We start from the raw sequence: 13,437 nt of genomic DNA, 5'->3' as shown, positions 1-13,437 counted from the left end.
AATTAGCCCCTGGCTATTATTACTTCATTCGTACCTGTACGGATAGGATCACCACTCTTGGTAGTAAGCACCGTATAAGGACCGATCTCATACACTTCCGGGTAAACCGACATTTGCAAGCCACCACTCAGGCGTAAGCTGTCGGCTGTAACCGATATCGAACTACCGTGCCCGATCTCCACGGCTGTAGCACCTGCGGCGGACGACTTCTTAAACCACTTCACAAAAAAGTATTTATTGATCTGTTCCGTTGTCAACTCCTCTTTGTTCGTCAGTATCTTCACATAAAAAGTCATGTTAGCCATTCCCTTACGGATAATGCTGCCGTTCGGACTGTAGACAAATGCCCTGATCGGTGGAATCTTATAAACAATGGCCGTCTCAGCCATCAGGGTATCATCCGCAGGTGCCGAAGGCTTGGTTCCGGTATAATAGGCTGCACGGCAACGGATGACGCTCAGATATGTATTGTCGGCATCGATACGTAATGTCTTTGTACCTTGCCCTGCCACATACTCGATGTTCAGATCGGAAGAGTCGATCAAAGTCTCTTCACCATTCACAACCTTATACCACCAGTACGCCACATTGGCATCCGCAACCGTCTCGCTGCCCATTTTCAATGCGGCAGTGATATCTATGTACTGGTTATCCTTTAGGGGGTTATAGGTTATCTTGGCAGGCTGATTGATACTCAGTGAAAGCTGGTCATCACTCTTCTGGATTGAGTTCAGAGTGAATGTATCATTATACACGAGAGTATTGTTATTCCTGGTATCAATGAAAGTAGCCCGGCAAAGAATCTGCGCCGGTGCCGTCGGGATTACATTCTTCTTCACAAGCAATGTACCGTCGGCATTCAGAATATAATTACTATTCTCCGAGGTTATCTGGTTACTCTCACTATTTTCATACCAGGTGACAGTCAGTTGACTACTCTTATCCCCGTTACTGATAATCTTATCAGGATCCACAATATTGAGGAACGCCCTCAGCTTCATTGGAGTTACGGCACGGTTAGGAATGTACGTATTGGCATTGGTATAGTAGAACTGTGTCTTGCTACCTCCACCATCAATTACAATTCCAAAGCTCGCCTTCAGAGGCGTATAACTGGTTCTGATCGGCTGCGGTTGAACCGAGGTTTTAAGTCCTTTCATACATTTATATAATTTTGAATATCAATACTTCCAGCACCGTCGCGGAGATATGCCGTACAGGTGAATTTCACTTTTCTCGTAGCTCCCCAGTTGCTTGGCATGTCTTCATTCGTCAGGTGTAATACCCGCCCGTTATTGGCATGAGCGACCGACCAGGCGTTATCTTCCGTCACCTGACCGCTGTCACGGATCCATGACCAGTCACCGGGCAACACATCCTCAGATATATCATTGTAACCCCAATACAGAATAGGGGTAAATTCCGCATCGACTTTACCGGCAAAGAAGTTATAGCCGTTATTGGAAGAGAACTCAAGGGTTAGTTCTGAATTACCCTCAATCATTGCCCAGTCGGTCGCATTCCATTTAGGTTCCTGCATGGTTCCGGTAACCAGACACATCCATTTGCAGCCAACATGATAGACTGCATCGAATACTTCCTGCGTGGACTGGTAGGGATCGTTCACTGCATCCTCAGCCGACCACGGCCCCCGATTATTCTCCGAGCGAACCGGTGTACCCTGATAGCCTAAGCGTAACAAGTCCTGAATAGCAATACCCCGACAATAGATATAGCTATGCCGATAATTTATAGGTAGGTTGTCAAACAGAGATAATTGCTTCAGCTTGCCTATGATAATGGCATAGTTGTTTTCTTCCAATATAGGTTTCGTAACCCCATCGAGCATGCAGATGCACTTCTCGCGGGATGACAAGTACCAGTATGCCTGACGATCTTCATTCACCGGATTACCACGGTGAGAAAGAATCATCAGCGGTTCCGGCGGATAGTTCTTGCCACCCGGCACCTCGGCATCCGGGTACATGACGGCAATAATAGTATTGGCCACTGTATTCACGTGAAGAACACGAAGCCATGAAGTATAATAATCTCCGGTGCCTGAAGCAAGATTATTCACTATACCATAAACGACATCATTTTCGTCCAAGTCTGTGAAATCATTATCCCAGCGTTTACGAAGTGGTAAACGGTAGGTACCGTCTTCCAGGAGTTCGACGCTCTCAATCGTGCCTGACTCGGAAAAAAAATAATCACTCTCCATAGCAGACAAACGGTTGAATATCACTTCCTGAACAATGAGAGCAAAACGAGCTTCCAATGTATCAGCCTGTACACGGCCATCTTTAAGTAGAATCCCTTGCCCGGCAACTAATGAATCGATGGTTTCACCAACTTCGGCACCCCCTAATAACTTCAGCAGGAAAGGGGTTTCATCAGGCTTGGATTTATGAAGGAAAATTTTATTCAGTTCTTCTAAAGAACACTGTGATAACAGATTCAAAATGCCCACCAAGGTACGTCCGACACGTTCTCCTGTATTTTCTCCCTCCTGGGTAGCATACCGTACCTGCCGGGCTAATTCTTTAAGTGTTTCAATCGTATCTGCCATATCAGTTGAATGCCTTCCTACAGTTAACAGCCTTATAGGGTTGCGACAAGTGTATTGCCGCGACCACCCCATAAAGCTGGCTATCAATATTCACCACATAATCCGCTTCTACCTCTTCAAGTGAAAAGGCGATCCATTGGCGGTTCTTCCTTTTGTCTTCAAGTACCTGGTTCAGCATCTCATCAAGAATGCGCTCGCACTTATCAAGTGCGGCCTCTATCTGTTCGTAGTCTGAAGTATCGGACACATGTTCCAATACAAAGAGCAGATAATCACGATCCTTCAGGTATGCCCCCGTAGCACCGCCATATCCGAACCCTGAGCCACGGTCCAGAATCACCGCCGGATAGTGAAGCACGCTGTCCAGTGCCGTGTGCTTCTCCCGTTCGGATGAGAGGAAATGTACCTCGTCATTCTCCTTGTGCCGGATATCGACATGGCGTTCGGCCAAATTCTCTATGTACTCTGAAAATGTCATTTCTTCTGTTTTTGAGCGTCACGTATTCTTTTATTGAGCAGGCGGAACGCCGTTGCCACTGGCATCGCCTGGTATTTCTCCATCACCGCCACATCATCACCGACAAAGGCATCGAAGATATCAAGCCAGTTGACCGATGGTGCGGCCGGTTTCTTGTTGTTCTTCTCCGGTTCCGGATCTTCATTCAATGGAAACAGGAAAGGGAACGCCTTGGAAAGCCACCTTTTGACAAAAACGTAGTTCAGGAATATGGCATACTTGACATGTCGGTCTATCTTCGCCACCTTCACTATTCGTTTTTGCAGCATTAGCGGTTTCTGCCTGCTAAATAAGCCGTTTTTTCCACCCGCCGGTAGGACAATATATTCGTTATGCTTCAGGTACAGCATTGATATGAAAGCATCCAACGAGGCATCCTTACCATCACGCGCATAGCGGTTGAAAGCCGTGTCCACGTGCATGAAGTGCTCGAAACACATCCCCTTCAGGCGCTCACCCGGTGCCTTCAATCCGGACACATCGGAAAGGATAAAGCGATCCATCCGGACACGGCAATCGCTAATGAACTCTATCAGCTCACTCAGCTTATACCTGTAATAGCTGTCCGCAATGACACCGGAAGGCAGGGAATAGAACTCCTTCAGGAAAAATAATTCATCCGTCTCCTGAAGGTAAAACCGTGACACAAGCAGGAACTGCGACGGTGTCAGCTCTTCCCATTTCTGAGGCACCCGGCGTATAACCTCACGCCGGACTCCGAAGCTGCGATATGCAATACGAAGCTCTCTCATACCCAGAATGTACGTTTACGGTCATTGTCCCGGTCGAATATCCTACGGGGATCACCGGCATAGTAATCAGTAAAATAACTACGGGCAATCCGCAGCAATGCGGTCATATACATGTCGGCATCCGCCTTCAGGTTCTGTATCTGTACGGCTATCCGTTTCGTATCAACCGGCTCTTTCTGTTCATTACCCTTTTCACCTGACCGGATTGTTGTAAAGTACAGTCCGCGGTCTGTAATGCTGCCCGTCTCCATCAACAGCCGTCTGACCGCCATTGTCCCAATATAGCGGGAACAAGCCAGACGCAAGCGTTCCACATTCTTCTGTTGTTCTTCATCTTCAGGGGGATTGACCAACCCGTCAATCAGATGCTCATAAAGCCTGTCACCGATAGCCGGCTGAAGTAACATTTCCTCTACAAATTTCAGATGCGGCTGCAACCGCAGGAAGATGATCCGGCTGCCGCCAATGAAACAGACATCATTCACATCCGCAGTACTGCGGACAATGGCGGATTTCCGGTCTTGGTAGGCTTTCGAGGCGGCAAATTCCGGATATTCCGCTATATGGGCATACAGGAACTCAAGCAGCTCATCCAGCGCATTGAACCCCTTGTTGCGGAAAGACTGCCGAAGATTGTCTTCCTGGTACTTATATACCCCTTGAAAGGTTTCATTGTCGGACTTCTGCCGTTGAAATCCCGCATCCGTAATCCGGACACTGATTTCATCGAAATCATTCCAGAACGCCAGGTTCGCGTTCGCGCGCTGGCAGATCTCAAGCAGCCGGGCATCCAGTTTTTCCCGTTCAGTTGCCCCTTCAGTATTCGGTTCCAACACATCCGGATTCGGACCGAAATTATATATCTCAATCACTTCGGCCGCCATCGCATCCCCCAGTAGTGGAAACAGGAATTGCCGGAAGGCACCCCGAAGCGGTGCTTCCATCATATCAAACGAAATCGCGGTATTCACCTTCATCAGTGCCTTGAGTTCGGCACCCTTGTTCCATTTCTCTGCACTGAATATCATTAGCTCAACGTTTTTTTGGTACCGCTTCCGGTATCGAGGGTTACTAAAATGGTATTGCGGAAACGCAGTTCACACTCCGGCATACCGTTCATTTTTATGTAGAGTTCAATCGGATCCAGAATATTCTGCCGGTCAATCCAGGCATTGGCAATATTCACAAGGAACGCCTCACGTATATTGGAACCGCCCTGATTGCCGGCGTATGTACCGCCCGGCATACCGGCACCGAGCACATTGGGATTGACCATGAGGGCGAACAAGATCTCCGAGTTAGCGGCTGCCGATACCGGAAGGTTATCGCCCCCTTGGTATTTATTCTCCAACGGTTTGATTTTCCATTCCTCTTCAATTCTGCCGTTCATCTCATTGACGGCATAATGTGAGAAAATGGGTTTATCCGCATTATCCGGACCACATAGGTTCTGTTCCAACGAATCCATATTCTTTTGAATAGCCGCTTGGCGTTCATCAACGGAATAGTCCTTGGACGGGTATTTCTTCTCCCAATAGCTGTAAGGTATCTGTACATGCCACTTCCAGGTAACTTGATTCTTATAGGCTTTCTTGAGGAAATGGGGGATGAGATGGGCGATCTCCACCCATCCGCAAACGTATGCCGGCCACCATACAGGCATGCCGTAAAGGTCATCATTGCTCCAGCTGTCACGTACCGGCAGGATGAATCCGTTCTTCATCTTCCCGGCAAACTTCAGTACTTCGGCGTGCATCTGCGGATCATATTCAGATAATACCTCCAGCTTGGTGTACTGCCCCTTGCCCGGATGCTGCGGCCAATATCCGGAAACAATACATTTACATGCTCCGTACTCATCCACTTCGGAATAGCGCCGATAAAGCGCATTTATCGGATTAACTCCTGCAAAGGAATTACCCGCTGCCGATGGAACGAACTGGACAGCACCGTTACCGAACTTCAGATAATCCCGCAGTACCTTCTCCATGTAGCGTCTTACATTCCGGGAAGCAACAAAAGCCTGTACCCGGCTATCCGTAACGGGCTTCAGTATCTCGTTACCGCCATCATCGTAACCGTTCACCGTACAAGGATAAATGCCCTGCCCAAGTGTCAGGTTACGGAGAAACTTCAATCCGGTATTAAGCACACTGGTGTTGCCAATCTCTTCGGCCGCCTTCTGCGGGAAATCATTCTCATCTCCCCATGGGCGCACCTTCACCCCGTCAATGTCTATGTAGCTGACATTCGACAAGTCGTATGGCGACAGGATCCGGGCACGGTCCTTCATCTCGTTCTGCGGTGCCCCGGTAGTCTCTCCGAATATGTACGTGGACTGCATCAGCAAGGGAATGCCGCTTGAATTAAACAGTATGTTCATCAGAATACGATTTTCATTTTGTTATACTCCAGTATCAGGTCTATATCCACGGGATAGGGATGCCCTTCGGGATTGCCCTTGCAGTCGCAGGGCTGTACCCCCCGAAGCTGGTATTCCTTCATGTTCATGCGTCCGGCACCACAGGCGTATGCCTGCGGGATAAAGTAAACCTTACCCTCCTTGCTGACGAATTTTATCGAAAAGACGCGCCGGTTCCCGCGTTCATCCCTGCGGATATCCATGTCGGCCAATGCCAAATTTCTGCGTATTGTTTCCATTGTATATTATTTATTCAAATGTCCTGTCAAATGTATAATCGAAAATACCGCCACCAAACGAGTATCTGTCAAATACCTGATGCTTCCGGCTTGCCGGGCAGAAGGTCAGATTCACGTTTACCCGCTGGTTACCCATTTTCGTATGGGTAAAGTCAATATCTGTGATGATGATCTCCATCGGCAACGAAGGCGTGTCGTACCATCGCTGTACCGGAGAGGTAAGCATGTCTATCAGGGCCTTGTATTTGTTTTCGTCCAAATACCCGGTGTTGACCGTGCGCAGATCATTGAAAAACGGATTGAATCTTCTTTTCAGCTTCACCATATCCGCGATATCACCCTCCAGTTCCGGACTATACTGCACCAATCCTGAGAATGATATGGATTCCGGCAACCCGAATACGTTGTAATAGAGGAACTGGTGCATTTCACGGTGGCTTTTCCGATCCATGACATACCTTACAATATCCGTCAACGTGCCATCGGTGATACGTGCATCATACGATAGGATATTGTCGGTCCTAAGCCCCGCAAGTTTACCCACCTTGGCTGGACTCAGGTTGTATGCCATCATCCGGTTGGCATCGGAGAGTTGCAGTTCAACGGTTTTCTTGACGCTGCTGCCGGACTCCTGATAGATGATATCCAAATATACTTTTGTCTTGTCAGACACAAAGAATGAAAGGTAATCAATCGTATTCTGCCTGATATGCTTGATCTTATAGCGGGAATAAAATATGAAGCCGGTCAGCGGCTCGAAAGACACACGGTATCTTGAGTGAAACACATACAGCGTGTAGTCAGCGGTTGCCTCGCTGTCTGAAAGAGACAGTTGTACTGTCATAGGAGCCAATACGATCTGGTCATCACCGCCTCCCAGTTCCGGACGAACGAAATACTCATTGATGATATCACCCGGATCGCAAATGAAGACTGCGTTCCCACTGTCCGGATAGTACACTTCAGAAAGCGCTTCCTGTCCGTCAACTGTCATCTTGAAAACCAGTTTTTCGTGTACGTCCGTAATACGGATATCCTCCATATCGGCGGAAAACAGATACGTGTTATTGACCAAATTCGCTACCATCTCCACAGATCTTTAGATACCCCCAACACCAGTGATTTATTGTACAGGTTATATCCCACCCGGATCTCCCACGATCTACGCCGATACCCTGCGGACAATACACAGCTGTAACGCCCGGCATCCAGCCCCAATGTCAAGGCATTGTTGTACATAACCGGCTGCCGGTAATCCACCACTACGGTACGGTCAAGCAACGCATTGCGGGATATGATATCAGTCATTTCCACCCGCAGGTATGGGCGTTCAATAATCGTATCGAGATAATGTTTCTCCGAGAAATAATCGGCCAGTATAGCCGCCGTATCTACTTCTGCGGGTACCTCACGGACAATCACCTCCGGTTCAGGAATGACAGGTCGTATCGTGTCATGTTTGACCACCGTTTCCGGAGTGTAAACAATACTCCGGTGGCGAGAACCCAGCCAGTGACCTGCCCAACCGGAAAGAAGTGCTATAAACGCACATAGTAATATGCAACTAACGTTCCGTCTCATCTACCTTTCTTTTAAACTTGTCTGTAACCATAACCCACAACATGCCCACCTGCTTGATCAGCGTATCTTTAGGTTTACCGTCAATAACTGCCAGGTTCTCCAATATGCTTGTCACATGCTCCACACAGAACCAGGTCATGACGAACACTTTGACAATTGAAAAGAACAGAGTCGCCAGCAGCATGATGAAGCTATCTTCCGCCCCTGCCTTGCTCTCCAGATAGAATGAGTGCGTGATATAAATGATGGTCAGCCATATACACAGTTTGATGATACAGCGTGAGAAACGGAAGGATTCAAATCCTATGCCCTGGATCTTGCTTGCCTTGATACCCGTCCACATTTCGGAAACAATGGCGATCAGCATAGCCATCGCCAGCAGCGGAGTAATACCTATCCATTCACTGACTACCGCAGTGATTGCACTGAAGGAAATAGCCGGCAGTTGCAGGTTATATTTAAAACTGGGTGCCACTGAAAGAAAAAACTCCTTCAGGGAATCATATCCATAGGTACCGACGAACTTGGTAATGAAGCGTATCATATCTTTTTTTGTCACAAAGGTAAAATCATACCATCCGCTTTCATAGGACAAAAAAAGCCCCTCCGTGGTTGAAGGAACGGGAAACATAAAACAAAATACCGCTTTGGGTCCCATTCCGTTTGCGAGCGTGCGAGCAAACGGAATGGGTGCGCCCGCACCCCATCCGTCAAATCATTCCTTCATCACAAAAGCTATAATATCCGTCATTCGTTATAATTACGTGGTCCATCATCCGAATATTGAATAACGCTGCCGCCTTTTTAAGCTGTTCCGTCAGCCTCTTGTCCTCATTGCTCGGTCGGCTGTTGCCGCTCGGATGATTGTGTACCGCTGCAAACTGCGAAGCTCCCGTATTTATCAACACCTGCATTATCAGCCGTACATCTGCCGAAGTCTGGTCTATACCGCCTACTGAAACCTGTACTTTCTTGATTATTCGGGATGCATTATTAATAGCCACTACCCAAAACTCCTCATTCCGTAAATCACCAATTAACGGCTGCATCAAATCATATACATCCTTGCTCATTCGTATAAGCCTGCGTTCAACCTGTTGAGACTGCTGTCTCTTGTATATCTCCACTGCTGCCACGGCTACTTTCTTGCGTCCAGGCGTCAAGGATGCAAACAGCCTGTCTATATCTATCTCCCCGTTGCTGCGTTCAACGTCTGAAACAATCTGCCTATTATTGCTTATCTCGTAAATCAGTTCACTATCGCTCATGTAGCGGCAATCATTATCGAATAAAGTATTCATAACAAAAAATATATATTAGTTATAAGAAAGAATTGTTCTACCCAAGAAATAACCTCCCACCACTTCCGCACCTAATTGCTCCAGTGCGCACGCAAATTGTGCGTAGCTGTGTCCTTTCGTTAGTATGTCATCAAAAACGAGTACCCGCTTTCCGTTGAAAAAGTCAGTATTCAGCGTAACAGTTTCCGTGTTCTGTATGCTTTTGCCTTTCTTGGTTTCGTGGATGGTCATACGTTTTCCGCCCACTTTCACGGCTTTGTAGCCATTCATACACCCGCAAAGGTTGGAAACCTCTTCGCAAAAGTCCCGATAGCGTTTTTCCGTCCGTTCTGCCGAACTTGCAGGAACACAGACAAACACAATGCTATCGGCAAACGAACCGAATTTTTCCGCTATCTTACCCGCTACGATAGCCGCTACCTGTTTGCTGCGTTTCCCAGCCTTGAAGTCCCATATCAGTGAGCGGATTTGTTTTTCCCGTTCTGTAGCCTCGTATCTTGTCGGTATGTAGTCAAATAAGGAAATCATCGGTTTATGCCACTGATTTTTCCATGATTCGGGAATGTTTCTTTTTGCTACCATAACTTTAAAATTTTATGTTGAACCTTGAGCTTCCGGGTGTGAGCCTTTTATCGGCTGTTTCCCTGATTGGAGCTTTTTTTTTCTGCGTCGCCTGTCACTACGCGGTATGTTTCGCCTTTTTTACGCTGCATCAAAAGGTGTTGTAAGACACTGGAGCAAGTTTTTCAGAAAAGCGTAGCCTTGAATACTACCCAACGGGTGGAGATTTTTTCTGAAACGTAGCTTGAACTTGAGCCGGTGACGTCAACATTTACCTTTGCAGCACAAAAAAGCGAAACTGCGTAGTGATAGGAGACAGAAATAAAGGGCGACAATCAGAAAAGGAAACAGCCTGAAAATACATAGTTGAAAACTATACCGCTCTACGGTCCCTACCTTAGAATTTGAAACAGAAAAGACCGGGGACCTGCATGGGTGCAAAAACAAACACAGGAAGCGTCGCTTCCTACCTCTATAAGCGCGCAAAATCCGTACTGGGGAAATAGATTTGCCTGCCTATTTCTTCAGTACGGATTTTGCGCGCGCCGGGGACTCTGTTAATGAATGTTATAAGAAAACTACCTTCTTGAGAATGAACACACAACACCCCATTTTCCATCCGAATGGAAAAAGAAACGGAAGTTTCTTCCTACCGCGCCCTAACAAAAGTCGCAAAAAAAGCCGCAAAAAGTAAGGATATATGACAAAAGTAACAGATTTTTACACCAAAGAAAACACCCTCCGCCTGTCCTCCGATGCGGCATCCGGTCCTCAATCGTTGCGAGTCCTGTTATAAGTATTGCGATAACTGTTGCGAATGTATGTGCAGTGAATCAGATACGTGCGTCCACGAACCCGTATGCCTGCCTGAGCAGATGCCCGTACTTCGTCCAGACACGTTTATCGACTGCATCCCCGAAGTGTGTTGCCTCTTCAGGAAGGATGGACTGGTTGCGCTCACTACGCTTATCCTTGGCAAACCGTCCTTCACGATCCTCGATAACGCGCGTGTTGTTCATGGAGATCAGCGTGTATTTGCATTTCGAGCCGTTGAAACGCTTCTTCGGAAAACGTTCGTCTTTCTCCGCCAGGATAGAAGCCCACAACAGATATTTATCATGCTGCGGCGGCTCCATGCCCGCATGGGTGTGCTGTTCCACTGTCCAGCCGTGTTTCTCCAGGCGCTCAATGGCAAGTTCATTATAGGATTTTTTATTGTTGGCGCGACGTGCATCCCCGTAGCGGTCACGGTAATAATGCAGGTGCTTGTTGATATGGTTACGGTAATAGTGGCAGAACTTATCCATCAGCGCGTTGACCATTGTATCGTCTTCCTCGTCACGCTTGACAAAGAACTCGTTGATATTGTTATCCACCGGCTCACGTGTCAGCAGCTTCGTCACGAAATCATAATTGCGTTCCTGCGCCACTTCAAGGAACGAGGCGGCAGACCCCCAGTCAGGCGTCAGCTCTATCGGCTGGTTCGGATTGCAGTCCAGATCACGCCGGCTGTCATCATTGTTGGCAAGCTGTTGCCAATTGTAGTTATGATCTTCGGCAAAGTCACGTATATAGCTGTCATTGGTCGCATTGTAATACACGTGCCGTTCATCCAGTTGGTAATAACAGCTATCAATCTTATCCACCATGAAGTTCAGTATCTCGATCATGAAAGAAAGCTTATCCATCACCTTGTGCTGGTTCAGGATATAGTTCATGCCCACATTGGCGATATTGTCGAAGATGGAGCCAAGGATAAAAAGCGTGCCGTCGCGTGAAACGAACGGCGTGATGCTTTGCCTGAGACGAACGGTTTCATTCCAGATTTCCTTGAAGAGTCCCGCATCATTCGCAATCCTTGCATCAATGAGCTGCATCTGTAACCGCACAATCTTATTCCAGACATCAAACAGTCGGATGCCGCGTTCTTCTTCGTAATACTTGGCCGGTTCAAGCAACCATTTCTGTTCAGGCGTGTAAGGCATGGAGGAAAGGAAGGTGTTGCCGTGATGTTTCAGAACGGGATTCTCGGACTTGCGTCCGAAGATGTGTTCATTGCCTCGGTTGGTCGGTGCCGCCTCCTGATCGAACTTCTCTTTATCGAGCGTCAGCGCTTCGTCAGTGATGTTGTAGTCAGCATTCGGTCCGCGGCTGTTACCGCCCTGGGTAAGTATGTAGAGCATGTGACCATTGGAGAAGCTGATGCCATACTCAAACGACATGATGTGCTCATAAGGCTTATACCAGCCCTCAATGGGTCTGCGACAAACCACATAGTCACCGGTCTTGCTGACCGGATCCCATTGTTTGTAACCGAGCATCTCCAGCATCTTGAATGCCGAGGGCAACGTTTTAGTGAGCGCCTGCCCAATGGTAGCCTGTGTGAGTGTGGTAATACCTCGCGGCATGAGCCGGATATTATCATCTATCACGGCACCGGTAATGAATGATTTACCCGTTGCACGTGAATAGATGACATACCCGTTCTTGTACGGCATTACCAAAAATGCCGCCTGTGCCGGATTGACCTGTATGACCTCTTCCCAAACGTTTTCGTCCATTGTCCTGCCGTATCAATAACGTGGGAAAACAATGTAATTCACACCTTCGGAAGAAGTCATACGGGGCATCGGCTGCCCTGTATCGTCTAATAGTTTTTTCACTTCATCCGGCTTAAACTTGGCGGATACGGTGCAAACAATTTGTGTCTTGCTGACCGATACCATATCAATATGTTTGTGGTCAACCAGATAAGAGATCAAGCGTTTATTTGTCAGTTTCTTCATGATTTTATTGTTATACGCCAAATAAACTTGGCTGAAGTAATATTCCTTTACTCGTTTTAGTTTCTCCAAAGCATTCGGAGCGAAATCTTTCATCTCCAGCTTTGAAGTAGTGTTCATCTATATCACAGCCCCAAAAATCAAAGCCGAGCTTATACGCTGCAATTCTATCACTTTGACTACCCATGTGAGGGCTTCCAATCTTATAACCCAATTTTGCATAATTGTTGAGCAACCAACCATACAAAGCCACAGGTTTCTGGTTAGGATGAATACGTTTTTCTTTATGCTTCATATTTTCCTGCCACATTCCATTCCATCTGTATTTGAATTTTCTAACAGCCGTTTGGAATGATGTCCAAGCAAGTTCACAATCTGCAAAATCACTTGCTCCATTATCCTTGTCCCAAACTATCCAACAATGGCTATCAATCGGGATTCGGCTTATAAAGTGGTTTGCTCCCCAAACAATTTGATTCTTTGAAACCCTAATAAGCTCTTGGAAATATTCTTGCGGGGGTGGATCAGCGTCATTTCCTGAATAAGCAACATATGACTTTGCTATAGCTATTTTATTTCGGGAATTATTCTTTGAACCATCTTCTCCAATTCCATAGGGAGGATCATCAATTACAAGATCAAAGAACTTGTCAGGGAACTTAGATAAGAACTCCATCCTGTCGTAGTTGTAAATTTTACTTATTGGCAT

15 protein-coding genes are annotated in these 13,437 nt (G+C 47.0%); all 15 read right to left on the bottom strand.

What is annotated here, in order from left to right; all coding sequences use genetic code 11:
* Positions 1-2: 2 nt before the first annotated feature.
* The 15 genes from VYM24_RS18540 to VYM24_RS18470 all read right to left on the bottom strand — a co-directional run bounded on the left by VYM24_RS18540 (position 3) and on the right by VYM24_RS18470 (position 13,437).
* Positions 3-1,160, bottom strand: coding sequence for an immunoglobulin domain-containing protein (locus tag VYM24_RS18540; RefSeq protein WP_330940610.1), 1,158 nt, complete (start codon positions 1,158-1,160; stop codon positions 3-5).
* Positions 1,157-2,572, bottom strand: a complete 1,416-nt coding sequence (locus VYM24_RS18535) for a hypothetical protein (RefSeq protein ID WP_330940609.1) — start codon at positions 2,570-2,572, stop codon at positions 1,157-1,159. Before VYM24_RS18535 ends, VYM24_RS18540 begins: the two co-directional genes overlap by 4 nt.
* Before the next feature lies 1 nt (position 2,573).
* Positions 2,574-3,050, bottom strand: a complete 477-nt coding sequence (locus VYM24_RS18530) for a hypothetical protein (RefSeq protein WP_330940608.1) — start codon at positions 3,048-3,050, stop codon at positions 2,574-2,576.
* Complete coding sequence (locus VYM24_RS18525; RefSeq protein WP_330940607.1) at positions 3,047-3,841, bottom strand: hypothetical protein; 795 nt, start codon at positions 3,839-3,841, stop codon at positions 3,047-3,049. Before VYM24_RS18525 ends, VYM24_RS18530 begins: the two co-directional genes overlap by 4 nt.
* On the bottom strand, positions 3,838-4,869 hold the full coding sequence (locus tag VYM24_RS18520; RefSeq protein WP_224321557.1) for a DUF6712 family protein: 1,032 nt from the start codon (positions 4,867-4,869) through the stop codon (positions 3,838-3,840). Before VYM24_RS18520 ends, VYM24_RS18525 begins: the two co-directional genes overlap by 4 nt.
* Entirely contained in the window at positions 4,869-6,224 is a 1,356-nt protein-coding gene (locus tag VYM24_RS18515) for a hypothetical protein (RefSeq protein ID WP_330940606.1), read from the bottom strand. Before VYM24_RS18515 ends, VYM24_RS18520 begins: the two co-directional genes overlap by 1 nt.
* Positions 6,224-6,502 (bottom strand): hypothetical protein, encoded by a 279-nt coding sequence (locus VYM24_RS18510; RefSeq protein ID WP_025834352.1) that lies wholly within the window; start codon positions 6,500-6,502, stop codon positions 6,224-6,226. Before VYM24_RS18510 ends, VYM24_RS18515 begins: the two co-directional genes overlap by 1 nt.
* Positions 6,503-6,512: 10 nt before the next feature.
* Positions 6,513-7,589 (bottom strand): hypothetical protein, encoded by a 1,077-nt coding sequence (locus VYM24_RS18505; protein ID WP_330940605.1) that lies wholly within the window; start codon positions 7,587-7,589, stop codon positions 6,513-6,515.
* Positions 7,583-8,083 carry a hypothetical protein gene (locus VYM24_RS18500; protein ID WP_330940604.1) on the bottom strand — a complete coding sequence of 167 codons (501 nt, stop codon included), beginning with the start codon at positions 8,081-8,083 and terminating at the stop codon, positions 7,583-7,585. Before VYM24_RS18500 ends, VYM24_RS18505 begins: the two co-directional genes overlap by 7 nt.
* Positions 8,067-8,627, bottom strand: a complete 561-nt coding sequence (locus VYM24_RS18495) for a phage holin family protein (protein ID WP_330940603.1) — start codon at positions 8,625-8,627, stop codon at positions 8,067-8,069. The genes VYM24_RS18500 and VYM24_RS18495 overlap by 17 nt, the downstream gene beginning before the upstream one ends.
* Before the next feature lie 166 nt (positions 8,628-8,793).
* Positions 8,794-9,384, bottom strand: a complete 591-nt coding sequence (locus VYM24_RS18490; RefSeq protein ID WP_330940602.1) for a JAB domain-containing protein — start codon at positions 9,382-9,384, stop codon at positions 8,794-8,796.
* Between the two features lie 15 nt (positions 9,385-9,399).
* Positions 9,400-9,966, bottom strand: a complete 567-nt coding sequence (locus VYM24_RS18485) for a phosphoribosyltransferase (RefSeq protein WP_330940601.1) — start codon at positions 9,964-9,966, stop codon at positions 9,400-9,402.
* Between the two features lie 812 nt (positions 9,967-10,778).
* The gene (locus VYM24_RS18480; protein ID WP_330940600.1) at positions 10,779-12,443 is read right to left on the bottom strand and encodes a hypothetical protein; all 1,665 of its coding nucleotides are present in this window, start codon (positions 12,441-12,443) and stop codon (positions 10,779-10,781) included.
* Between the two features lie 75 nt (positions 12,444-12,518).
* Positions 12,519-12,731 carry a hypothetical protein gene (locus VYM24_RS18475; RefSeq protein ID WP_025834342.1) on the bottom strand — a complete coding sequence of 71 codons (213 nt, stop codon included), beginning with the start codon at positions 12,729-12,731 and terminating at the stop codon, positions 12,519-12,521.
* Between the two features lie 10 nt (positions 12,732-12,741).
* Entirely contained in the window at positions 12,742-13,437 is a 696-nt protein-coding gene (locus tag VYM24_RS18470) for a DNA methyltransferase (RefSeq protein ID WP_330940599.1), read from the bottom strand.

The sequence above is a fragment of the Bacteroides sp. MSB163 genome, from assembly GCF_036416795.1.
GTDB classification, from domain to species: Bacteria; Bacteroidota; Bacteroidia; order Bacteroidales; family Bacteroidaceae; genus Bacteroides; species Bacteroides maternus.
This window is presented reverse-complemented; position numbering and strand designations above follow the sequence as displayed.